Source organism: Pseudomonas sp. CFBP13509 (assembly GCF_005233485.1).
GTDB classification, from domain to species: Bacteria; Pseudomonadota; Gammaproteobacteria; order Pseudomonadales; family Pseudomonadaceae; genus Aquipseudomonas; species Aquipseudomonas marginalis.
Genome location: NZ_QGAA01000012.1, coordinates 1 through 19,375, shown reverse-complemented (window position 1 = coordinate 19,375; position 19,375 = coordinate 1). Strand labels below are relative to the sequence as shown.

The 19,375-nt window shown below is 59.7% G+C and carries 25 protein-coding genes; 15 read left to right on the top strand and 10 right to left on the bottom strand.

Annotation, left to right across the window (positions count from 1 at the left end):
• Positions 1-115 precede the first annotated feature (115 nt).
• The 5 genes from PspCFBP13509_RS20005 to PspCFBP13509_RS19985 are packed head-to-tail and all read left to right on the top strand — an operon-like array spanning position 116 to position 3,876.
• A complete protein-coding gene (locus tag PspCFBP13509_RS20005; RefSeq protein ID WP_027604820.1) occupies positions 116-511 on the top strand; it encodes a hypothetical protein in 396 nt (131 codons plus the stop codon).
• Positions 504-1,880 carry a class II fumarate hydratase gene (locus tag PspCFBP13509_RS20000; RefSeq protein ID WP_137212586.1) on the top strand — a complete coding sequence of 459 codons (1,377 nt, stop codon included), beginning with the start codon at positions 504-506 and terminating at the stop codon, positions 1,878-1,880. Before PspCFBP13509_RS20005 ends, PspCFBP13509_RS20000 begins: the two co-directional genes overlap by 8 nt.
• 27 nt (positions 1,881-1,907) lie before the next feature.
• Positions 1,908-2,336: a hypothetical protein gene (locus PspCFBP13509_RS19995; RefSeq protein WP_024073462.1), complete on the top strand. Its 429-nt coding sequence runs from the start codon at positions 1,908-1,910 to the stop codon at positions 2,334-2,336.
• Between the two features lies 1 nt (position 2,337).
• Entirely contained in the window at positions 2,338-2,949 is a 612-nt protein-coding gene (locus PspCFBP13509_RS19990) for a superoxide dismutase (RefSeq protein ID WP_137212584.1), read from the top strand.
• A 33-nt stretch (positions 2,950-2,982) separates the two neighbouring features.
• Positions 2,983-3,876: a ZIP family metal transporter gene (locus PspCFBP13509_RS19985; protein ID WP_065924294.1), complete on the top strand. Its 894-nt coding sequence runs from the start codon at positions 2,983-2,985 to the stop codon at positions 3,874-3,876.
• Between the two features lie 23 nt (positions 3,877-3,899).
• Here the strand turns inward: PspCFBP13509_RS19985 and PspCFBP13509_RS19980 are convergent, their stop codons facing one another.
• The 10 genes from PspCFBP13509_RS19980 to PspCFBP13509_RS19935 form a co-directional block, all read right to left on the bottom strand.
• Positions 3,900-4,172: an HPr family phosphocarrier protein gene (locus PspCFBP13509_RS19980; protein WP_027604815.1), complete on the bottom strand. Its 273-nt coding sequence runs from the start codon at positions 4,170-4,172 to the stop codon at positions 3,900-3,902.
• Positions 4,173-4,188: 16 nt separating this feature from the next.
• Positions 4,189-5,046 carry an RNase adapter RapZ gene (gene rapZ, locus PspCFBP13509_RS19975; protein ID WP_027604814.1) on the bottom strand — a complete coding sequence of 286 codons (858 nt, stop codon included), beginning with the start codon at positions 5,044-5,046 and terminating at the stop codon, positions 4,189-4,191.
• A gap of 2 nt (positions 5,047-5,048) precedes the next feature.
• Entirely contained in the window at positions 5,049-5,513 is a 465-nt protein-coding gene (ptsN, locus tag PspCFBP13509_RS19970) for a PTS IIA-like nitrogen regulatory protein PtsN (RefSeq protein WP_065924293.1), read from the bottom strand.
• Between the two features lie 10 nt (positions 5,514-5,523).
• A complete protein-coding gene (gene hpf, locus PspCFBP13509_RS19965; RefSeq protein ID WP_027604812.1) occupies positions 5,524-5,829 on the bottom strand; it encodes a ribosome hibernation-promoting factor, HPF/YfiA family in 306 nt (101 codons plus the stop codon).
• 75 nt (positions 5,830-5,904) lie between these two features.
• The gene (locus PspCFBP13509_RS19960) at positions 5,905-7,398 is read right to left on the bottom strand and encodes an RNA polymerase factor sigma-54 (RefSeq protein ID WP_137212583.1); all 1,494 of its coding nucleotides are present in this window, start codon (positions 7,396-7,398) and stop codon (positions 5,905-5,907) included.
• 197 nt (positions 7,399-7,595) lie between these two features.
• Positions 7,596-8,321, bottom strand: a complete 726-nt coding sequence (lptB, locus tag PspCFBP13509_RS19955; RefSeq protein WP_027604810.1) for an LPS export ABC transporter ATP-binding protein — start codon at positions 8,319-8,321, stop codon at positions 7,596-7,598.
• The gene (gene lptA / locus PspCFBP13509_RS19950) at positions 8,321-8,854 is read right to left on the bottom strand and encodes a lipopolysaccharide transport periplasmic protein LptA (protein ID WP_027604809.1); all 534 of its coding nucleotides are present in this window, start codon (positions 8,852-8,854) and stop codon (positions 8,321-8,323) included. Before lptA ends, lptB begins: the two co-directional genes overlap by 1 nt.
• Complete coding sequence (gene lptC / locus PspCFBP13509_RS19945) at positions 8,841-9,413, bottom strand: LPS export ABC transporter periplasmic protein LptC (protein WP_065924291.1); 573 nt, start codon at positions 9,411-9,413, stop codon at positions 8,841-8,843. Before lptC ends, lptA begins: the two co-directional genes overlap by 14 nt.
• Positions 9,414-9,421: 8 nt before the next feature.
• Positions 9,422-9,946, bottom strand: a complete 525-nt coding sequence (locus PspCFBP13509_RS19940) for a KdsC family phosphatase (RefSeq protein WP_065924290.1) — start codon at positions 9,944-9,946, stop codon at positions 9,422-9,424.
• Positions 9,947-10,921 (bottom strand): KpsF/GutQ family sugar-phosphate isomerase, encoded by a 975-nt coding sequence (locus PspCFBP13509_RS19935; protein WP_137212581.1) that lies wholly within the window; start codon positions 10,919-10,921, stop codon positions 9,947-9,949.
• Positions 10,922-11,232: 311 nt separating this feature from the next.
• Here PspCFBP13509_RS19935 and PspCFBP13509_RS19930 point away from each other — a divergent pair, with 311 nt between their 5' ends.
• The 10 genes from PspCFBP13509_RS19930 to hisC all read left to right on the top strand — a co-directional run bounded on the left by PspCFBP13509_RS19930 (position 11,233) and on the right by hisC (position 19,262).
• A complete protein-coding gene (locus PspCFBP13509_RS19930) occupies positions 11,233-12,042 on the top strand; it encodes an ATP-binding cassette domain-containing protein (protein WP_003171811.1) in 810 nt (269 codons plus the stop codon).
• Entirely contained in the window at positions 12,042-12,839 is a 798-nt protein-coding gene (gene mlaE / locus PspCFBP13509_RS19925; RefSeq protein WP_010213107.1) for a lipid asymmetry maintenance ABC transporter permease subunit MlaE, read from the top strand. Before PspCFBP13509_RS19930 ends, mlaE begins: the two co-directional genes overlap by 1 nt.
• Positions 12,839-13,306, top strand: coding sequence for an outer membrane lipid asymmetry maintenance protein MlaD (gene mlaD / locus PspCFBP13509_RS19920; RefSeq protein WP_003171814.1), 468 nt, complete (start codon positions 12,839-12,841; stop codon positions 13,304-13,306). Before mlaE ends, mlaD begins: the two co-directional genes overlap by 1 nt.
• Positions 13,307-13,317: 11 nt before the next feature.
• Positions 13,318-13,965 carry an MlaC/ttg2D family ABC transporter substrate-binding protein gene (locus tag PspCFBP13509_RS19915; protein ID WP_065924288.1) on the top strand — a complete coding sequence of 216 codons (648 nt, stop codon included), beginning with the start codon at positions 13,318-13,320 and terminating at the stop codon, positions 13,963-13,965.
• Positions 13,962-14,267 carry an STAS domain-containing protein gene (locus PspCFBP13509_RS19910; protein WP_137212580.1) on the top strand — a complete coding sequence of 102 codons (306 nt, stop codon included), beginning with the start codon at positions 13,962-13,964 and terminating at the stop codon, positions 14,265-14,267. Before PspCFBP13509_RS19915 ends, PspCFBP13509_RS19910 begins: the two co-directional genes overlap by 4 nt.
• 114 nt (positions 14,268-14,381) lie before the next feature.
• A complete protein-coding gene (locus PspCFBP13509_RS19905) occupies positions 14,382-14,621 on the top strand; it encodes a BolA family protein (RefSeq protein WP_027604803.1) in 240 nt (79 codons plus the stop codon).
• Positions 14,622-14,644: 23 nt separating this feature from the next.
• On the top strand, positions 14,645-15,910 hold the full coding sequence (murA, locus tag PspCFBP13509_RS19900) for a UDP-N-acetylglucosamine 1-carboxyvinyltransferase (protein ID WP_034102217.1): 1,266 nt from the start codon (positions 14,645-14,647) through the stop codon (positions 15,908-15,910).
• Positions 15,911-16,122: 212 nt separating this feature from the next.
• On the top strand, positions 16,123-16,758 hold the full coding sequence (gene hisG / locus PspCFBP13509_RS19895) for an ATP phosphoribosyltransferase (protein ID WP_027604802.1): 636 nt from the start codon (positions 16,123-16,125) through the stop codon (positions 16,756-16,758).
• Positions 16,759-16,886: 128 nt separating this feature from the next.
• Complete coding sequence (hisD, locus tag PspCFBP13509_RS19890) at positions 16,887-18,206, top strand: histidinol dehydrogenase (protein WP_065924286.1); 1,320 nt, start codon at positions 16,887-16,889, stop codon at positions 18,204-18,206.
• A 3-nt stretch (positions 18,207-18,209) separates the two neighbouring features.
• Positions 18,210-19,262 carry a histidinol-phosphate transaminase gene (hisC, locus tag PspCFBP13509_RS19885; protein ID WP_137212579.1) on the top strand — a complete coding sequence of 351 codons (1,053 nt, stop codon included), beginning with the start codon at positions 18,210-18,212 and terminating at the stop codon, positions 19,260-19,262.
• The last annotated feature ends 113 nt before the right edge of the window (positions 19,263-19,375 follow it).

Genomic DNA, 19,375 nt, shown 5'->3' with positions numbered 1-19,375 from the left:
CTTACGGAGGGCGCGCCTTTTTTGTGGCCGTGTTTCAGGGGGATTGAGGTGCTGCTCTTGTTTTGATTCTCAATATCATTTAATAATAAATATCATTACCGGATGAGTGTGGATCATGAGTTCTGTCCTGCATGAGGATCCTTACCTGGAAAGCTGGCGCTGGATGAGTCGCCAGATTCGCTGTGGTCTGGATCCCAATGAGCCTCGCCTGATCGAACATTACCTCAATGAGGGCCGATACCTGGCGTGCTGTACCGCGACCCATCCGTGGACCATCGCTGAAACCTCATTCCGCCTGCTGATCGACACCGCCAGCGATATTGCACTGCCGTGGCATTGGCGATCCCTGTGTCTGGATCAAGCCTGGCGGCCACTGCGCGACCTGGAAAAACTCTCTCACTGTGCCTGCCGCCTCAAGCGCTGGCAGACCTTTGCCTGGCAATTGGCGACCTGCGAACTGCTTCCCTCCATTTCCGTTTCTGACCTGGTGCAAGGATCTTCCGATGAGTAACACCCGTATCGAACGCGACAGCATGGGCGAACTGCAAGTCCCCGCCGAGGCCTTGTACGGTGCGCAAACCCAGCGCGCGGTGAACAACTTTCCGATCAGCCACCAACGCATGCCGGCGCAATTCATTCGCGCACTGATCCTGGCCAAGGCGGCGGCTGCCAAGGTCAACGTCGACCTCAAGCAGATCAGTGAAGGGCAGGGCAAAGCCATCGTCGATGCCGCCCAAGGCTTGCTCGAAGGCGATTACATGCGGCACTTCCCGGTGGATATCTTCCAGACCGGTTCCGGCACCAGTTCGAATATGAATGCCAACGAAGTGATTGCGACGCTCGCCAGCCGTTTGCTCGGCGAAGCGGTCAATCCCAACGATCATGTGAACTGCGGCCAAAGCAGCAACGACATCATTCCGACCACCATCCATGTCAGTGCTGCGCTGGTGCTGCACGAGCAAACGCTGCCGGCCCTGCTGCACCTGGTGCAGGTGATCGAGCAGAAAGCCGAAGAGGTTCACCCATTCATCAAGACCGGCCGCACGCACCTGATGGACGCCATGCCCGTGCGCATGAGCCAGGTGCTCAATGGTTGGGCCCAGCAACTCAAGGCCAACATCGGCCATCTGCAAGATTTGCTGCCGAGCCTGCAGGCTTTGGCCCAGGGCGGTACGGCGGTGGGCACCGGGATCAACGCGCACCCGGAATTCGCCGCGCGTTTCAGTCAACAGCTCAGTAGCCTGGCGGGTGTGAAATTCACCCCCGGCAAGAACCTGTTCGCGCTGATCGGCTCCCAGGACACTGCTGTCGCCGTCTCCGGCCAGTTGAAAGCCACCGCCGTATCGCTGATGAAAATTGCCAATGACCTGCGCTGGATGAACTCCGGCCCGCTGGCCGGCCTGGGGGAAATCGAACTGGAGGGCCTGCAGCCGGGGTCTTCGATCATGCCAGGCAAGGTCAATCCAGTGATTCCGGAAGCGACCGCCATGGTCGCTGCACAAGTCATCGGCAATGACACGGTGATCACCATTGCCGGCCAATCCGGCAACTTCGAATTAAACGTGATGTTGCCGATCATTGCCCAGAACCTGCTCAGCAGCCTCGAGTTGCTGGCCAATTCCAGCCGTCTGCTGGCAGACAAGGCCATCGCCAGCTTCAAGGTCAACGAAGCCAAGCTCAAGGAAGCGCTGTCGCGCAACCCGATCCTGGTCACCGCACTCAACCCGATCATTGGTTACCAAAAGGCCGCTGAGATTGCCAAGAAAGCTTATCAGCAGGGCCGTCCGGTGATTGAGGTGGCCCTTGAGCACACCGACCTGCCCCGTAGCCAACTGGAAGTCCTGTTGGATCCGGAAAAACTCACGGCTGGCGGCGTGTAATCACCGACCCTGCTTTGGAGGCTCACCATGGAGCACTGGAAACGCACGATCGAACGGGCCAATCGCTGCTTTATGCAGGGCGAATTGGTTGACGCTCGCGAGGCCTATCTGCAAGCCCTGGCCCTGGCTCAAGTGCTGTTCGAGCGCTGGGCGAATGCCGACGAAGCAGTGGCGGCCTGCGTCATTTCCCATCACAACCTGGCGGATTTGCACCTGCGCCTGAATCAGCCCGAGGAAAGCGCCGAATACCTCTGCGCCATTCACCAGCGCTTGCTCCAGGCCATGCAGGACGTGCGCCTGAGCCCGCAGCTGCGGGAAGCGGCCCTGCGCCAGAGCAGTAAGACTTACGTCGAACTGTTGAATTTCATCAGCGATCACGGTGAGTACCCGCGCACCCATCGCTTGCTGGGCGGTACTGCGGTGCAGCCGACCACGTCTCAATACGGAGCACATTGATATGACCTACATCTTGCCTGCCTTGCCCTATGCCTACGATGCCCTGGAACCGCATATCGATGCGCAAACCATGGAGATTCACTACACCAAGCACCACCAGACCTACATCAATAACCTCAATGCGGCGGTCGAGGGCACCGAGTTTGCGGGCTGGCCTGTAGAGAAACTGGTGTCCAGCGTGCAGCAACTGCCGGAAAAACTGCGTGCGGCCGTCATCAACCAAGGCGGTGGCCACGCCAACCATTCACTGTTCTGGGCGGTGATGTCGCCTAAAGGTGGCGGCAAGCCCGACGGCGCGTTGGGAAAAGCCGTAGAAGAGCAACTCGGCGGTTTCGACAGTTTCAAGGAAGCCTTCACCAAAGCCGCCTTGACCCGTTTCGGCAGCGGTTGGGCGTGGTTGAGTGTCACTCCGCACAAGACGCTGATAGTGGAAAGCAGCGGCAACCAGGACAGCCCGTTGATGAATGGCAACACGCCAATCCTCGGCCTGGACGTCTGGGAGCATGCTTATTACCTGCGCTACCAGAACCGTCGCCCTGAATACATCAATGCGTTCTACAGCGTCATCAACTGGCCGGAAGTTGCCGCACGCTATCAGGCCGCGTTGGCCTGACATTCACCTCGATAACAAGATCTAAGGCCGACTATGGGCACTGAAACACTGGCGATCAGCAGCGTGCGAATGTTTCGTTATGCGTTTGGCTCGCTGCTGCTATTGGCAGGTACTGCATTGCTGGTGGCCCACGGGCTGGCCTGGCTGGATCTGGAGCCGCGCATCATGCGCGCCTTGCAGGGCGGGGCGATTTGCGCGCTTGGCACGGCGCTGGGGGCGGTTCCGGTCTTGGTGATTCGGCGGATGCCGGTGGCGTTGAGCGATACCTTGTTGGGCTTCGGTGCCGGTGTGATGCTGGCGGCGACCGCGTTTTCGCTGGTCGTGCCGGGAATTGCTGCGGCCGAAGCCCTTGGTCTTTCGCCCTGGGGTGCAGGTGGGCTGATCAGCTTCGGCATCATGCTGGGGGCATTCGGTTTGTATCTGGTGGACCGCAAGGTCTCCGGCGCCAGTCCGGAAATGTTGGTGGGCACACCGGATAAACCGGTGATTCCACCGCGTATCTGGCTGTTCGTGTTTGCCATCATCGCCCACAACATCCCCGAAGGCATGGCGGTTGGCGTCTCAGCCGGCGGCGGCATGCCGGATGCCGATAGTTTGGCCATGGGCATTGCTTTGCAGGATGTGCCCGAAGGTCTGGTCATTGCGCTGGTATTGGCTGGGGCAGGGATGTCGCGGATCAGGGCGTTCCTGATCGGCGCCGCGTCAGGCTTGGTGGAGCCGGTGTTCGCCGTGCTTTGCGCCTGGCTGGTGACCCTGGCCGAGGTGCTGTTACCGTTGGGCCTGGCACTGGCCGCTGGCGCGATGCTGTTGGTGGTCACCCACGAAGTGATCCCGGAGTCGCGCCGCAACGGTCACGAAAAACTCGCGAGCCTGGGGCTGTGCATGGGGTTCTGCTTGATGATGGTGATGGATACCGCCTTGGGGTGAGGCCTCAGCGGGGATAGGGGTTACTACTCACCCTCATCAAAGAAGTTGTTGATCAGCGCTACCAGGGCGTCCATTGCTTCCTGCTCTTGCTCGCCCTCGGTGCTCAAATGAATCTTGGTGCCCTTGCCGGCCGCCAACATCATCATCGCCATGATGCTTTTGCCATCGACCATGCTCTCCGGTGTACGCCCGGCGCGGATCTGGCAAGGGAACTGCCCGGCAATACCGACGAATTTGGCCGAGGCGCGGGCATGCAGGCCCAGCTTGTTGATGATTTCAATTTCCAGAGCGGGCATCGCGGGGGTGTTCCTTTCAGCTAAGGTCGCGGTGGCGAACCTGGACGTTCTTGAGGGTTTGTTGCAGCACCTGGCCCAGGCGCTCGGTCAGGTAGACAGAGCGGTGGTGACCGCCGGTGCAGCCGATGGCAATGGTGACATAGGCTCGGTTGCTCGCAGCAAAGCGCGGCAACCATTTGAGCAGGTAGCTGGAAATGTCCTGGAACATCTCCTCCACATCCGGTTGCGCGGCCAGGTAATCGGCCACAGGCTGATCCAGCCCCGACTGGTCGCGCAGTTCCGGCTTCCAATAAGGATTGGGCAGGCAGCGCACGTCGAACACCAGGTCGGCATCCACCGGCATGCCACGCTTGAAACCAAAGGACTCGACCAGAAATGCAGTGCCAGGCTCCGGCTGGTTCAGCAGGCGTAGCTTGATGGCATCGCGCAACTGGTACAGGTTGAGGCTGGTGGTGTTGATCTTGAGGTCAGCGAGGTCAATGATCGGCCCGAGCAGCTTGGTTTCATCCTCGATGGCTTCGGCCAGGGAGCGGTGTGGGCTGCTGAGGGGGTGACGTCTACGGGTCTCTGAGAAGCGCTTGAGCAGGGTTTCTTCGTCGGCGTCCAGATATAGCACATCGCAATGAATGTGTTTGGCACGCACCTCTTCGAGCAATTCCGGAAAACGCGTGAGGTGGCTCGGCAGGTTGCGGGCGTCAATCGAAACGGCGACCAGAGGTTGTGCCAATTCGGTATGGATCAGTGCCCGCTCCGCCAATTCCGGGAGCAGGCCGGCGGGCAGGTTGTCGATGCAATAGAAGCCGTTGTCCTCAAGGACGTTGAGGGCGGTACTTTTACCCGAGCCGGAGCGGCCGCTGACGATGATCAAACGCATGATTACTGCCCGTTTTGCTCATCCAGGACAACTTGATACAGCGCCTCGTTGCTACTGGCACTGCGCAGTTTGTCGCGTACTTCCTTGCGGTCGAGCATGCTTGCGATCTGCCGAAGCAGTTCCAGGTGTGCATCGGTGGCGGCCTGTGGGACCAGCAGAACAAACAGCAGGTCTACCGGGGCGCCGTCGATCGCGTCGAAATCTATAGGTGCGTCCAGGTGCAGCAGGGCGCTGACAGGTGACTCGCAGCCTTTGAGGCGGCAGTGGGGAATGGCGATGCCGTTGCCAAAACCGGTGGAGCCGAGTTTTTCACGGGCAATCAGAGCCTCAAAGACATCTTGCATCTCCAGTTCAGGCACTTGGCTGCTGATCAGGTTGGCAATTTGTTCGAGGGCTTTCTTCTTGCTGCCGCCCGGCACGTTCACGAGGGAACGGCCGGGGGTCAGGATGGTTTCAAGTCGGATCATGGGGGGAGAGTTAACGACCTGTGCCCTGAAGCAGGCTCAGATTCTTTTCCTTATGCTTTTTGAGTTGGCGGTCAAGCTTGTCTGTGAGCAAGTCGATTGATGCATACATGTCTTCATGTTCGGCATTGGCGACCACTTCTCCACCGGGTATCTGAAGAGTCGCTTCGATTTTCTGCTGAAGCTTGTCGACCTTCATGATGACCTGCACGTTGGTGATCTTGTCGAAATGACCCTCAAGCTTCCTCAGCTTCTGCTCGACGTAGTCGCGTAGTGGAGGGGTGACTTCTACATGGTGTCCACTGATGTTGACTTGCATACAGCTTCTCCTTCGTTGCCAGTGCATAAAGCGGCGGGTAGGAATACCCACCACTGGAACGCTGTGGCCCGCCCGTCACATCAAACGCTTACGCTCGCTGGAAGGCGCGATCCCAAGGGACTCGCGGTACTTGGCGACGGTTCGACGGGCGACCTGAATGCCTTGTGCCTCCAGTAAACCAGCGATCTTGCTGTCACTCAACGGCTTTTTCTGATTTTCCGCAGCAACCAGTTTTTTGATGATTGCGCGGATCGCCGTGGACGAGCATTCGCCGCCTTCGGATGTGCTGACATGACTGGAGAAAAAGTATTTCAGCTCATATATGCCCCGTGGGGTATGCATGAATTTTTGTGTGGTCACCCGGGAAATCGTCGATTCGTGCATGCCCACCGCTTCTGCGATGTCGTGCAGGACCAGCGGTTTCATCGCCTCGTCACCATATTCCAGGAAGCCGCGCTGATGCTCGACGATCTGGGTGGCCACTTTCATCAGGGTTTCGTTGCGGCTCTGCAGGCTCTTGATGAACCAGCGCGCTTCCTGCAACTGGTTGCGCATGAAGGTGTTGTCGGCGCTGGTGTCGGCACGGCGCACAAAACCGGCATATTGCGGGTTGACCCGCAGGCGCGGCACCGACTCCTGGTTCAGTTCCACCAACCAGCGCTCGTTGTCCTTGCGCACGATCACGTCGGGAACGACGTATTCGGCTTCGCTGGACTCGATCTGCGAGCCTGGACGCGGGTTGAGGCTTTGCACCAGCTCGATGACCTGGCGCAGGTCGTCTTCCTTGAGCTTCATGCGCCGCATCAACTGGCTATAGTCGCGGCTGCCCAGCAGGTCGATATAGTCGGTGACCAGGCGCTGGGCCTCGGCGAGCCATGGGGTCTTGGCGGGCAGCTGGCGCAGTTGCAGCAGCAGGCATTCGCTCAGGGTGCGGGCACCGATGCCGGCGGGCTCGAACTGTTGGATGCGGTGCAGGACCGCTTCGATTTCGTCCAGCTCGATGTCCAGTTCCGGGTCGAAGGCCTCGAGAATCTCTTCGAGCGTCTCGTCCAGGTAACCCTGGTTATTGATGCAGTCGATCAGGGTCACGGCGATCAGGCGATCGGTGTCCGACATCGGCGCGAGGTTCAGTTGCCACAGCAGATGGCTCTGCAGGCTCTCGCCGGCGGAAGTGCGGGTGGTGAAGTCCCACTCGTCATCGTCATTACTGGGCAAGCTGCTGGCGCTGGTCTGGTAGACGTCATCCCAGGCGGTGTCCACCGGGAGTTCGTTGGGAATGCGTTCGTTCCAATCGCCTTCCTCAAGGTTATCCACCGTGGGGGCGGTTTCCTGGTAGGAGGGTTCCTGTACGTCGGAATTGGGTTTTTGCTCGATGTTGTCGGCCAATGGGTCTGCATTATCGAAGTCGTCGCCTTCTTCCTGGCGTTCGAGCATCGGATTGGACTCCAGGGCCTCCTGGATTTCCTGTTGCAGGTCCAGGGTCGACAATTGGAGCAGGCGGATGGCCTGTTGCAGCTGCGGTGTCATCGTCAGCTGCTGGCCCATTCTCAGGACTAGCGATGGTTTCATGGCAGGGGCTTAACACCTTATTCGCCGGCGCAATGCGCCATCCACGACAGGGCGCGTGAGCGCCAAACATAAGCAAATTATATGCCTGATATCGGGGGCTTTGCCTAGAGCGCGGTAACAATAAAAATCCGGAGGTTTTCATTGACTCCCGCGCGTCGGGCAAACGACCTGCCGCCGCCTTGTTTTTGCAGGCGGCCTTACAGGCGGAACTCGTGACCCAGGTACACTTCCTTGACCAGTTCGTTGGCCAGGATGGTGGCAGAGTCGCCCTCGGCGATCAGCTGGCCATCGTTGACGATATACGCGGTTTCGCAGATATCGAGGGTCTCACGCACGTTGTGGTCAGTGATCAGTACACCGATGCCCTTGGCCTTGAGGTGGTGGATGATCTGCTTGATGTCGCCGACCGAGATGGGGTCGACGCCGGCAAACGGTTCGTCCAGCAGGATGAACTTGGGGGCAGTGGCCAGGGCGCGGGCGATTTCCACGCGACGACGCTCACCACCGGACAGGCTCATGCCAAGGTTGTCGCGAATATGGTTGATGTGGAATTCCTGGAGCAGGCTTTCCAATTCTTTGCGGCGGCCTTCACGGTCGAGTTCCTTGCGGGTTTCAAGGATGGCCATGATGTTGTCGGATACCGACAGCTTGCGGAAGATCGACGCTTCCTGCGGAAGATAGCCGATACCTGCGCGGGCACGGCCATGCATTGGCTGGTGGCTGACATCCAGGTCGTCGATCAGTACGCGACCTTGGTCCGCCTGGACCAGGCCGACGATCATGTAGAAGCAGGTGGTCTTGCCGGCGCCGTTAGGGCCAAGCAAGCCGACGATCTGGCCGCTGTCGATCGACAGGCTGACGTCGCGCACGACCTGACGGCTTTTATAGGCCTTGGCCAGATGCTGGGCTTTCAGGGTTGCCATTACTCGGCCTTCTTCTTCGGCTGGATAACCATGTCGATACGTGGGCGTGGCGCGGTGACCTTGCTGCCATTGGCGCGACCGGCGTTGGCGATCTGCTTCACGGTGTCATAGGTGATCTTCTCGCCTTCCGTGGAGTTGCCATCGGGGCTGAGTACCTTGGCCTGGTCGATCAGCACGATGCGATTCTGCTGGGCGTGATACTGGATGGTCTTGCCGTAGCCCTTCATCGGGCCGGTGTCGGTAGCCGACTGCTTCTGTTCGAAGTAAGCCAGGTTGCCCACCGAAGTCACCACGTCGATATCGCCCGCCTGGGTGCGCGTCAGTGTCACCGTGTTGCCGGTGATCTTCATCGAGCCCTGGGTGATGATCACGCCGCCGGTATAGGTGGCGACGCCTTGCTTGTCATCCAGCTGCGCATCGTCAGCCGAGATGTGGATCGGTTGCTGGCTATCGTTCGGCAGAGCCCAGGCGCTCACGCTTCCCAGTGCTGCGCCCAGACCGAGCAAAATAGGGAGAGTTTTAACGAGCCTCATACTGTCCTCTTACGTTCGATAGCAGGTGTATCCTGCTTTCTTTCAAATACGCTTTCATTCCCTTGCCAGTCGATACACCGCCAGCGCCGTCGATTCTAACGTCTTGCTCGGTCTGCGCATATTGCTTCTGTGGGAATACGGTCATGCGACTGCTGGTAATCACGGTGTCACGGTTTTTGGCGTCAGTACGCGCAACGCGTACCGAGTCAATCAGTTCTACCTCGGTGCCGTCCGGGTTCACCTCGCCACGCTTGCTCGTGACATGCCATGGGAACTCGGTGCCGCGGTACAGGTTCAGGTCCGGGTTAGTCAGCAGGGTGACTTCGGTGGCCTTCAAATGCTCGACTTTGTCCGAGGTCATTTCGTACTGCACCTTGCCGTCAGGCAGGAACTGCACGCTGTAGGCATTGGTTGCGTAATAGTCGATAGCCCCTTCTTCAACCTGCGCTGCAGGCTGGTCGAGGAAGCGCCCCGGGCTGATATTCCAGTAGCCCACCGCGAGGAACAGTGCGGCGATGACTCCGAATAGCAGGAAGTTGCGAATCTTTTTACTCAGCATAAAACGCTCTATAGGTAGGCGGCGTGGGCCGCTTCAAGACTGCCCTGGGCTCGCAGGATCAGTTCACAGAACTCGCGGGCGGCACCTTCGCCGCCACGGGCGGTGGTGACGCCATGGGCGTGCTCGCGAACAAACGTCGCCGCATTGGCGACGGCCATGCCCAGGCCCACTCGGCGAATGACCGGCAAGTCGGGCAGATCATCGCCCAGATAGGCGACCTGCTCATAGCTTAGGTTGAGTTGGCCAAGAAGCTCGTCCAGAACCGCCAGTTTATCCTCGCGGCCCTGATACAGGTGAGGAATACCGAGGTTTTGTGCGCGGCGTTCCACAACGGGGGTTTTTCTGCCGCTGATAATCGCCGTTTGCACGCCCGAAGCCATCAGCATCTTGATGCCCTGGCCGTCGAGGGTATTGAACGTCTTGAATTCGCTGCCATCTTCGAGAAAGTACAGGCGGCCATCGGTCAGCACGCCGTCAACGTCGAAAATCGCCAGTTTGATGTGTTTGCCGCGTTGCAACAGGTCGCTGGTCATTTACATCACTCCCGCACGCAGCAAGTCGTGCATGTTCAGGGCGCCAACCGGGTGGTCGTCGCTATCGACCACCACCAGCGCGCCGATCTTGTGGTCTTCCATGATCTTCAAAGCTTCGGCCGCCAGCATTTCAGGGCGTGCAGTCTTGCCATGGGGGGTCATCACGGCGTCGATGGTCGCGGTGCGGATATCGATGGTGCGGTCCAGGGTGCGGCGCAGGTCACCGTCAGTGAATACCCCGGCCAGGCGCCCGTCGGCTTCCAGGATCACGGTCATGCCCAGGCCCTTGCGGGTCATTTCCATCAGCGCGTCCTTCAGCATGGTGCCGCGCTGGACGTGGGGCAATTCCTCGCCCGAATGCATGACGTTTTCCACTTTCAGCAGCAGGCGGCGGCCCAAGGCACCACCCGGGTGGGAAAATGCGAAGTCTTCAGCGGTGAATCCACGGGCTTCCAGCAGCGCCACGGCCAGGGCGTCGCCCATGACCAGGGCGGCGGTGGTGGAGGAGGTCGGCGCCAGGTTCAGCGGGCAGGCCTCGTGGTCCACGTGAACATTCAGGTTCACGTCGGCGGCCTTGGCCAGGGTGGATTCCGGGTTGCCGGTGAGGCTGATCATCTTGATGCCCAGGCGCTTGATCAGCGGCAGCAGGGTCACGATTTCGTTGGTGGTGCCGGAGTTGGACAGCGCCAGGATGATGTCATCCTTGGTGATCATGCCCATGTCGCCGTGGCTGGCTTCGGCCGGATGCACGAAAAATGCGGTAGTCCCGGTGCTGGCCAGGGTGGCGGCGATCTTGTTGCCGACGTGGCCCGATTTGCCCATGCCAACCACGACAACACGGCCCTTGCTGGCCAGGATCATCTCGCAGGCGCGTACGAAATCTGCGTCGATATGGGCCAGCAAGCCTTCTACGGCTTCAACTTCGAGGCGGATGGTGCGTTGCGCGGATTGAATAAGGTCGCTGGATTGGCTCATGTCTGAAGTCGTATAGCCTGACGAAAAGTCGGCGATTATAGCGGTAATGATCAATTCCCTCACGCAAGTTCGTCAGGCTTTATTCAACGAATGCCTGAGATCGATCCTCAGTAACATAGCCAGCAACGTTTTTTCCCTGTCCTTAAACTGAACTAGCGCAGTTCCGGCCTTGGGCGCCCTGTACCAGCAGTGATATAGTTCGCCGCCAGTTCGGTCCGCCCAGCCCATGTGGCTATCTATATGCGTCACCGTTGCAAACGTTTGTCGCATGCATGGTGTCTGAGTGAGAGGCTGCATCCCAAGGAGTTTAGATGAGTGCCGATAACGCCTACGCGGTCGAGCTGAAGGGACTGACCTTCAAGCGCGGGACGCGCAGCATCTTCAATAACGTCGATATTCGCATTCCCCGCGGCAAGGTCACGGGCATCATGGGTCCGTCCGGTTGCGGCAAGACCACGCTGCTGCGTCTGATGGGCATGCAATTGCGCCCCAGCGCCGGTGAAGTATGGGTCAACGGCCAGAACCTGCCGACACTGTCGCGCAGCGATCTGTTCGATGCGCGCAAGCATATGGGGGTGCTGTTCCAGAGCGGTGCGCTGTTTACCGACCTCGATGTGTTCGAGAACGTGGCATTTCCGTTGCGGGTGCATACCCAGCTGTCCGATGAAATGATTCGTGACATTGTGTTGCTGAAATTGCAGGCCGTGGGCCTTCGCGGCGCCATCGACCTGATGCCCGACGAACTGTCCGGCGGCATGAAGCGCCGCGTGGCCCTGGCGCGCGCCATTGCCCTCGACCCGCAGATCCTCATGTACGACGAGCCCTTCGTCGGCCAGGATCCGATTGCCATGGGCGTGCTGGTACGCCTGATCCGTCTGCTCAACGATGCCCTGGGTATCACCAGCATCGTGGTCTCCCACGACCTTGCAGAAACCGCGAGCATTGCCGATTACCTTTATGTAGTCGGCGATGGCCAGGTGCTGGGGCAGGGTACGCCTGAAGAACTGATGAACGCCGACAACCCGCGTATTCGCCAATTCATGACCGGCGATCCCGATGGCCCCGTGCCTTTTCACTTTCCGGCAGCGGATTACCGCTCAGACCTTCTGGGGAAGCGCTGATGCGCAAGACATCTCTTATCGAGAAGGTTCGCCTTTTCGGTCGATCCGGTATCGACATCGTCGAAGTGCTGGGCCGCTCGACGATTTTCCTGTTTCACGCGTTGCTCGGCCGCGGTGGCATTGGTGGCGGCTTCGGCCTGTTGATCAAGCAGTTGCATTCGGTGGGCGTGATGTCCCTGGTGATCATTGTGGTCTCCGGGGTGTTCATCGGGATGGTGCTGGCGTTGCAGGGCTTCAATATCCTGTCCAGCTACGGTTCGGAGCAGGCAGTGGGGCAGATGGTTGCCCTGACGCTGCTGCGTGAGCTGGGGCCGGTCGTGACTGCGTTGCTGTTCGCCGGGCGTGCAGGTTCTGCGTTGACCGCCGAAATCGGCAACATGAAGTCCACCGAGCAGTTGTCCAGCCTGGAAATGATCGGCGTGGACCCGCTCAAGTACATTGTTGCCCCGCGCCTGTGGGCCGGCTTTATTTCCCTGCCGTTGCTGGCGATGATCTTCAGCGTGGTCGGTATCTGGGGCGGCTCGTGGGTGGCGGTGGACTGGCTGGGCGTCTATGACGGCTCCTACTGGGCCAACATGCAAAACAGCGTGACCTTCAGCGGTGACGTGCTCAACGGCATCATAAAGAGCATCGTCTTCGCCTTTGTAGTGACCTGGATCGCCGTATTCCAAGGCTATGACTGTGAGCCCACTTCAGAAGGGATCAGTCGCGCCACCACCAAGACCGTTGTGTACGCCTCGTTGGCAGTACTGGGCCTTGACTTCATTTTGACCGCCTTGATGTTTGGAGATTTCTGATGCAAAACCGCACTGTGGAAATCGGTGTCGGCCTTTTCTTGCTGGCTGGCATCCTGGCTTTACTGTTGCTGGCCCTGCGAGTCAGCGGCCTTTCGGCCAGCCCCACCGCCGATACTTATAAACTTTACGCGTACTTCGACAATATCGCCGGTTTGACTGTCAGAGCTAAAGTGACCATGGCCGGTGTGACCATCGGCAAGGTCACGGCAATCGATCTGGATCGCGACAGCTTCACCGGGCGAGTGACGATGCAACTGGACAAGAAGGTAGATAATCTGCCGACCGACTCCACTGCATCTATCCTCACTGCGGGTCTGCTGGGCGAGAAGTACATCGGTGTCAGCGTGGGCGGGGAAACAGCCCTGCTCAAGGATGGCTCGACCATCCACGACACGCAGTCGTCGCTGGTACTTGAAGACCTGATCGGTAAATTCCTGCTCAATACGGTCAATAAAGACGCCAAATGAGGAATCTGTACATGATCTCTACCTTGCGACGTGGCCTCCTGGTACTGCTGGCAGCGCTGCCGTTGATGGCCAACGCAGCGGGTTCTGCGCACGAACTGGTGCAGGACACTACCAACAGGATGTTGGCTGACCTGACTGCCAATAAAGAGCAGTACAAGCAAGACCCGAGCAAATTCTACGAAGCACTGAATACCATCGTCGGCCCGGTCGTCGATGCTGAAGGTATTTCGCGCAGCATCATGACGGTCAAATATTCGCGCAAGGCCACCCCTGCGCAAATGCAGACGTTCCAGGAAAACTTCAAGCGCGGCCTGTTCCAGTTCTATGGCAACGCTTTGCTTGAGTACAACAACCAGGGCATTACCGTCGCTCCCGCCGGGGATGAGTCGGGCGACCGCACCAGTGTCAACATGAGTGTCAAGGGCAACAATGGTGCCGTCTACCCTGTGCAGTACACGCTGGAGAAGATCAATGGCGAGTGGAAACTGCGCAATGTGATCATCAATGGCATCAACATCGGCAAGCTGTTCCGTGACCAGTTCGCCGACGCCATGCAGCGCAATGGCAACGACCTGGACAAAACCATCAATGGTTGGGCCGGTGAAGTCGCCAAGGCCAAGGAAGAGACCGATAAAGCCGCTGGGAAACCTGCGCAATGACCGAGTCGGCTGTTCGTCTCGGCGACGCGGGCGAGCTGTTCCTCAGCGGCGTGCTGGATTACCGCACCGGGCCTGACCTGCGCAAGCAGGGCCAGGCGCTGATCAAGGCCAGCACGGCCCCTGCGCTGGTGCTGGATTGCTCGGCGGTAACCAAGTCCAGCAGTGTCGGCTTGTCGTTGCTGCTGTGTTTCATGCGCGATGCCGAAGCGGCCAAAAAGTCGGTCACCCTTCGTGCATTGCCCGAAGACATGCGTGAAATCGCCGAAGTTTCCGGTTTGACCGAGCTGTTGGCGCATCCTTAATACACATTATCGATAAAGCCCCCCGTCAGAGTCCTGCTATGCGGGGTTCGCAGGCGCGGGGCTTTTTTGTATGATGTGCGACCCGTGCGCACTGGGCGCCGATAGAGGTTGATCATGCAGGCCCTAGAAGTTAAGAGCTTTCTCGAAGGAAAGCTGCCGGATACGAACGTAGAAGTTGAAGGCGAAGGCTGCAACTTCCAGCTGAACGTGATTAGCGATGAACTGGCGGCACTCAGCCCGGTCAAGCGTCAGCAGCAGATCTATGCCCATTTGAACCCGTGGATCACCGATGGCAGCATCCACGCGGTCACTATGAAATTTTTCAGCCGCGCGGCCTGGGCCGAGCGCACCTGAGCCCCCAAGGCGTCGAGATTCTTATGGATAAATTGATTATTACCGGCGGTGCCCGCCTTGATGGCGAGATTCGCATTTCCGGTGCGAAAAACTCTGCCTTGCCGATCCTGGCTGCGACCCTGCTGTGCGATGGCCCTGTGACCGTGGCCAACCTGCCGCACCTGCACGACATCACCACCATGATCGAGCTGTTTGGTCGCATGGGTATCGAGCCGGTAATCGACGAAAAGTTGGCCGTCGAAATCGACCCGCGCACCATCAAGACCCTGATCGCCCCGTACGAACTGGTAAAAACCATGCGTGCGTCGATCCTGGTACTGGGCCCGATGGTCGCTCGTTTCGGCGAAGCCGAAGTCGCATTGCCTGGCGGCTGCGCCATTGGCTCGCGTCCGGTGGACCTGCACATCCGTGGCCTCGAGGCCATGGGCGCGACCATCGACGTCGAAGGCGGCTACATCAAGGCCAAGGCTCCGGAGGGCGGCCTGCGTGGCGCCAACTTCTTCTTTGATACCGTCAGTGTGACCGGTACCGAGAACATCATGATGGCGGCCGCCCTGGCCAACGGCCGCAGTGTGCTGCAAAACGCTGCGCGCGAGCCTGAAGTGGTCGACCTGGCCAACTTCCTGATCGCCATGGGTGCCAACATCACCGGCGCCGGCACCGACACCATCACCATCGACGGTGTGAAACGCCTGCACCCGGCCACCTACAAAGTGATGCCGGACCGCATCGAGACCGGTACCTACCTGGTGGCTGCCGCCGTCACCGGTGGTCGCGTCAAGGTCAAGGACACCGATCCGACCATCCTGGAAGCGGTCCTGGAAAAACTGCGCGAAGCCGGTGCCGAAATCACCACCGGTGAAGACTGGATCGAGCTGAACATGCACGGCAAGCGGCCAAAAGCCGTTAACGTGCGTACCGCTCCGTACCCGGCGTTCCCGACCGACATGCAGGCGCAGTTCATCTCCTTGAACGCCATTGCCGAAGGCACGGGGGCCGTGATCGAGACCATCTTCGAAAACCGTTTCATGCACGTGTACGAACTGCACCGCATGGGCGCGAAGATCCAGGTCGAAGGCAACACTGCCATCGTGACCGGCACCGAGAAGCTCAAGGGCGCGCCAGTCATGGCTACCGACCTGCGCGCTTCGGCCAGCCTGGTGATCTCGGCGCTGATCGCCGAAGGCGATACCCTGATCGACCGCATCTACCACATAGACCGTGGTTACGAGTGCATCGAAGAAAAACTGCAGATGCTCGGCGCGAAAATCCGCCGCGTACCGGGCTAGTCCCTCTGCATTGTAGGAGCGAGCTTGCTCGCGAAGAACTCGTGGGCACCGCGTTGAGTCTGAATAAACGCGTTATCGTTGACGTTTTTCGCGAGCAAGCTCGCTCCTACAGACACTGGTTTGTTTCAAATCGAGGCTGTCATGGCCTCGATCTGTGTCTGGCGCCGTTTGCGACCGGACAGCAATAGCCTGATGAAGGACTGACGTTTCCCATGTTGACCATCGCACTGTCCAAGGGCCGCATCCTTGACGACACTTTGCCGCTTCTGGCTGAAGCGGGCATCGTGCCGACCGAGAATCCGGACAAGAGCCGCAAGCTGATCATCCCAACGACCCAGGACGACGTTCGCCTGCTGATCGTACGGGCTACCGACGTGCCGACCTATGTTGAACATGGCGCGGCCGACCTCGGTGTCGCCGGTAAAGACGTGTTGATGGAATACGGCGGCCAAGGCCTGTACGAGCCGCTGGACCTGCGCATTGCCCTGTGCAAGCTGATGACCGCCGGCCGTGTCGGTGATGTCGAGCCTAAGGGCCGCCTGCGCGTGGCCACCAAGTTCGTCAACGTCGCCAAGCGCTACTACGCCGAGCAAGGCCGCCAGGTCGACATCATCAAGCTCTACGGCTCGATGGAGCTGGCGCCGCTGATCGGCCTGGCCGACAAGATCATCGACGTGGTCGACACCGGCAACACCCTGCGTGCCAACGGTCTCGAACCACAGGACTTTATCGCCGACATCAGCTCTCGGCTGATCGTCAACAAAGCGTCGATGAAGATGCAGCACGCCCGTATCCAGGCGTTGATCGACACCCTGCGCCAGGCAGTGGAGTCTCGACACCGCGGTTGACTCACCCGCGTAGCTGAAAAGCTGCGCCCGTCTATCCGCCTCATAGCCAGAATTCTCAGGTGCCCAAGCGGAAACGACTGCTAGTTTAGGGTGCCTGAGTTTTTGCCAATTCTATTGAGGCCCTCGCTATGACCACGTCCACTGCAATTGCCCGACTCAACGCTGCCGACCCGGATTTCGCCCATCATCTGGATCATCTGCTGAGCTGGGAAAGCGTGTCCGACGACTCGGTCAACCAGCGGGTCCTCGACATTATCAAGGCCGTGCGCGAGCGCGGTGATGCGGCGCTGGTGGATTTCACCCGGCAGTTCGACGGTCTGGACGTCAAGTCCATGTCCGACCTCATCCTGCCCCGCGAACGCCTGGAACTGGCCCTGACGCGCATCACCGCGCCCCAGCGCCAGGCCCTCGAAGTCGCCGCGACCCGAGTGCGCAGCTACCACGAAAAACAGAAGCAGGACTCCTGGAGCTATACCGAGGCTGACGGCACCGTACTGGGCCAGAAGGTCACGCCCCTGGACCGTGCCGGCTTGTACGTGCCGGGTGGTAAGGCCTCGTACCCCTCGTCGGTGTTGATGAACGCGATTCCCGCCAAGGTGGCCGGCGTCACCGAAGTGGTCATGGTGGTACCGACCCCGCGCGGTGAAATCAACGAACTGGTACTGGCTGCCGCCTGCATTGCCGGTGTCGACCGCGTGTTCACCATCGGCGGTGCCCAAGCGGTTGCCGCCCTGGCTTATGGCACCGAAAGCGTGCCGAAGGTCGACAAGGTGGTCGGCCCCGGCAACATCTACGTGGCCACTGCCAAGCGCCACGTGTTCGGCCAGGTCGGTATCGACATGATCGCTGGCCCTTCGGAAATCCTCGTGGTGTGCGACGGCCAGACCGACCCGGACTGGATCGCCATGGACCTGTTCTCCCAGGCCGAGCACGATGAGGACGCCCAGGCGATCCTGGTCAGCCCGGACGCCGAGTTCCTCGACAAGGTCGCCGCCAGCATCAATAAGCTGCTGCCGACCATGGACCGTGCCGAGATCATCGAGAAATCGATCAATGGCCGTGGCGCGCTGATCCTGGTGCGTGACATGGAGCAGGCTATCGAAGTGGCCAACCGTATCGCGCCGGAGCACCTGGAGCTGTCCGTGGCCGATCCACAGGCCTGGCTGCCGTCGATTCGCCATGCGGGTGCGATCTTCATGGGCCGCCACACCAGCGAAGCCCTGGGCGACTACTGCGCCGGCCCCAACCACGTCTTGCCAACCTCTGGCACCGCGCGCTTCTCGTCGCCGCTGGGGGTGTATGACTTCCAGAAGCGTTCGTCGATCATCTTCTGCTCGCCACAAGGCGCGTCCGAGTTGGGCAAGACCGCCTCGGTGCTGGCCCGTGGTGAATCCCTGAGCGCCCACGCCCGTAGCGCTGAGTATCGAATCCTGGAAGAGGGGAAATAACACATGAGCAAATTCTGGAGCCCCTTCGTCAAGGACCTCGTGCCTTACGTGCCCGGCGAGCAACCGAAGCTGACCAGGCTGGTCAAGCTCAACACCAATGAAAACCCCTACGGCCCGTCGCCCAAGGCGCTGGCTGCGATGCAGGCCGAGTTGAACGACAACCTGCGCCTGTACCCGGACCCCAACAGCGACCTGCTCAAGCAGGCCGTGGCCAAGTACTACGGGATAGACGCCGACAAGGTGTTCCTCGGTAACGGCTCCGATGAAGTCCTGGCACACATCTTCCACGGCCTGTTCCAGCACGAGCTGCCGTTGCTGTTCCCGGATATCAGCTACAGCTTCTATCCGGTGTACTGCGGCCTCTACGGCATCAAGTCCGACCCGGTGCCGTTGGACGAGCAGTTCCAGATCCGCGTAGCGGACTACACCAGGCCCAACGGCGGGATCATCTTCCCCAACCCGAACGCGCCCACCGGCTGTGTGCTGGCGCTGGACGCCGTGGAGCAGATTCTCAAGGCCAACCCGGATTCGGTGGTGGTGGTCGATGAAGCCTATATCGACTTTGGCGGCGAAACAGCCATCAGCCTGGTGGACCGCTACCCGAACCTGCTGGTGACCCAGACCCTGTCCAAATCGCGCTCACTGGCCGGTTTGCGCGTGGGCCTGGCCGTGGGCCACCCGGACCTCATCGAGGCGCTGGAGCGGGTCAAGAACAGCTTCAACTCCTATCCGCTGGATCGCCTGGCGATTGTCGGCGCGGCGGCGGCGTTCGAGGACCGGGAGTACTTCGAGAAGACGTGCCGGTTGGTCATCGACAGTCGCGACCAATTGGTCGCGCAATTGGAAGGCAAGGGCTTTGAAGTGCTGCCATCGGCGGCCAACTTCATCTTTGCCCGCCACCCACGGCACGACGCAGCCGGCCTGGCGGCCAAGCTGCGTGAGCAAGGGGTGATCGTGCGGCACTTCAAACAGGAGCGGATTGCCCAGTTCCTGCGGATCAGCATCGGTACGCCGGAGCAGAACCAGGCGCTGATCGATGGGTTGGGTGAGCTCTAAGCCACACTGAAGATCAAAAAATGTGGGAGGGGGCAAGCCCTAATGCCAGTCAGTTAAGCGTACATCGCCTCCTGTAGGAGCGAGCTTGCTCGCGAAAAACGTCAACGATAACG

What these genes read in the sequence shown, in the direction of transcription:
- rapZ (WP_027604814.1), bottom strand. Translation starts at nt 5,046, where the DNA reads ATGCGTTTGATCATCGTCAGCGGCCGCTCCGGCTCGGGTAAAAGTACC.
- PspCFBP13509_RS19985 (WP_065924294.1), top strand. Translation starts at nt 2,983, where the DNA reads ATGGGCACTGAAACACTGGCGATCAGCAGCGTGCGAATGTTTCGTTAT.
- hpf (WP_027604812.1), bottom strand. Translation starts at nt 5,829, where the DNA reads ATGCAAGTCAACATCAGTGGACACCATGTAGAAGTCACCCCTCCACTA.
- PspCFBP13509_RS19995 (WP_024073462.1), top strand. Translation starts at nt 1,908, where the DNA reads ATGGAGCACTGGAAACGCACGATCGAACGGGCCAATCGCTGCTTTATG.
- hisC (WP_137212579.1), top strand. Translation starts at nt 18,210, where the DNA reads ATGAGCAAATTCTGGAGCCCCTTCGTCAAGGACCTCGTGCCTTACGTG.
- PspCFBP13509_RS19980 (WP_027604815.1), bottom strand. Translation starts at nt 4,172, where the DNA reads ATGCCCGCTCTGGAAATTGAAATCATCAACAAGCTGGGCCTGCATGCC.
- mlaD (WP_003171814.1), top strand. Translation starts at nt 12,839, where the DNA reads ATGCAAAACCGCACTGTGGAAATCGGTGTCGGCCTTTTCTTGCTGGCT.
- lptB (WP_027604810.1), bottom strand. Translation starts at nt 8,321, where the DNA reads ATGGCAACCCTGAAAGCCCAGCATCTGGCCAAGGCCTATAAAAGCCGT.
- PspCFBP13509_RS20000 (WP_137212586.1), top strand. Translation starts at nt 504, where the DNA reads ATGAGTAACACCCGTATCGAACGCGACAGCATGGGCGAACTGCAAGTC.
- lptA (WP_027604809.1), bottom strand. Translation starts at nt 8,854, where the DNA reads ATGAGGCTCGTTAAAACTCTCCCTATTTTGCTCGGTCTGGGCGCAGCA.
- PspCFBP13509_RS19930 (WP_003171811.1), top strand. Translation starts at nt 11,233, where the DNA reads ATGAGTGCCGATAACGCCTACGCGGTCGAGCTGAAGGGACTGACCTTC.
- mlaE (WP_010213107.1), top strand. Translation starts at nt 12,042, where the DNA reads ATGCGCAAGACATCTCTTATCGAGAAGGTTCGCCTTTTCGGTCGATCC.
- PspCFBP13509_RS19935 (WP_137212581.1), bottom strand. Translation starts at nt 10,921, where the DNA reads ATGAGCCAATCCAGCGACCTTATTCAATCCGCGCAACGCACCATCCGC.
- PspCFBP13509_RS19990 (WP_137212584.1), top strand. Translation starts at nt 2,338, where the DNA reads ATGACCTACATCTTGCCTGCCTTGCCCTATGCCTACGATGCCCTGGAA.
- PspCFBP13509_RS19905 (WP_027604803.1), top strand. Translation starts at nt 14,382, where the DNA reads ATGCAGGCCCTAGAAGTTAAGAGCTTTCTCGAAGGAAAGCTGCCGGAT.
- PspCFBP13509_RS19940 (WP_065924290.1), bottom strand. Translation starts at nt 9,946, where the DNA reads ATGACCAGCGACCTGTTGCAACGCGGCAAACACATCAAACTGGCGATT.
- PspCFBP13509_RS19915 (WP_065924288.1), top strand. Translation starts at nt 13,318, where the DNA reads ATGATCTCTACCTTGCGACGTGGCCTCCTGGTACTGCTGGCAGCGCTG.
- hisG (WP_027604802.1), top strand. Translation starts at nt 16,123, where the DNA reads ATGTTGACCATCGCACTGTCCAAGGGCCGCATCCTTGACGACACTTTG.
- hisD (WP_065924286.1), top strand. Translation starts at nt 16,887, where the DNA reads ATGACCACGTCCACTGCAATTGCCCGACTCAACGCTGCCGACCCGGAT.
- ptsN (WP_065924293.1), bottom strand. Translation starts at nt 5,513, where the DNA reads ATGATCCGACTTGAAACCATCCTGACCCCCGGCCGTTCCCTCGTGAAC.
- PspCFBP13509_RS20005 (WP_027604820.1), top strand. Translation starts at nt 116, where the DNA reads ATGAGTTCTGTCCTGCATGAGGATCCTTACCTGGAAAGCTGGCGCTGG.
- PspCFBP13509_RS19960 (WP_137212583.1), bottom strand. Translation starts at nt 7,398, where the DNA reads ATGAAACCATCGCTAGTCCTGAGAATGGGCCAGCAGCTGACGATGACA.
- murA (WP_034102217.1), top strand. Translation starts at nt 14,645, where the DNA reads ATGGATAAATTGATTATTACCGGCGGTGCCCGCCTTGATGGCGAGATT.
- PspCFBP13509_RS19910 (WP_137212580.1), top strand. Translation starts at nt 13,962, where the DNA reads ATGACCGAGTCGGCTGTTCGTCTCGGCGACGCGGGCGAGCTGTTCCTC.
- lptC (WP_065924291.1), bottom strand. Translation starts at nt 9,413, where the DNA reads ATGCTGAGTAAAAAGATTCGCAACTTCCTGCTATTCGGAGTCATCGCC.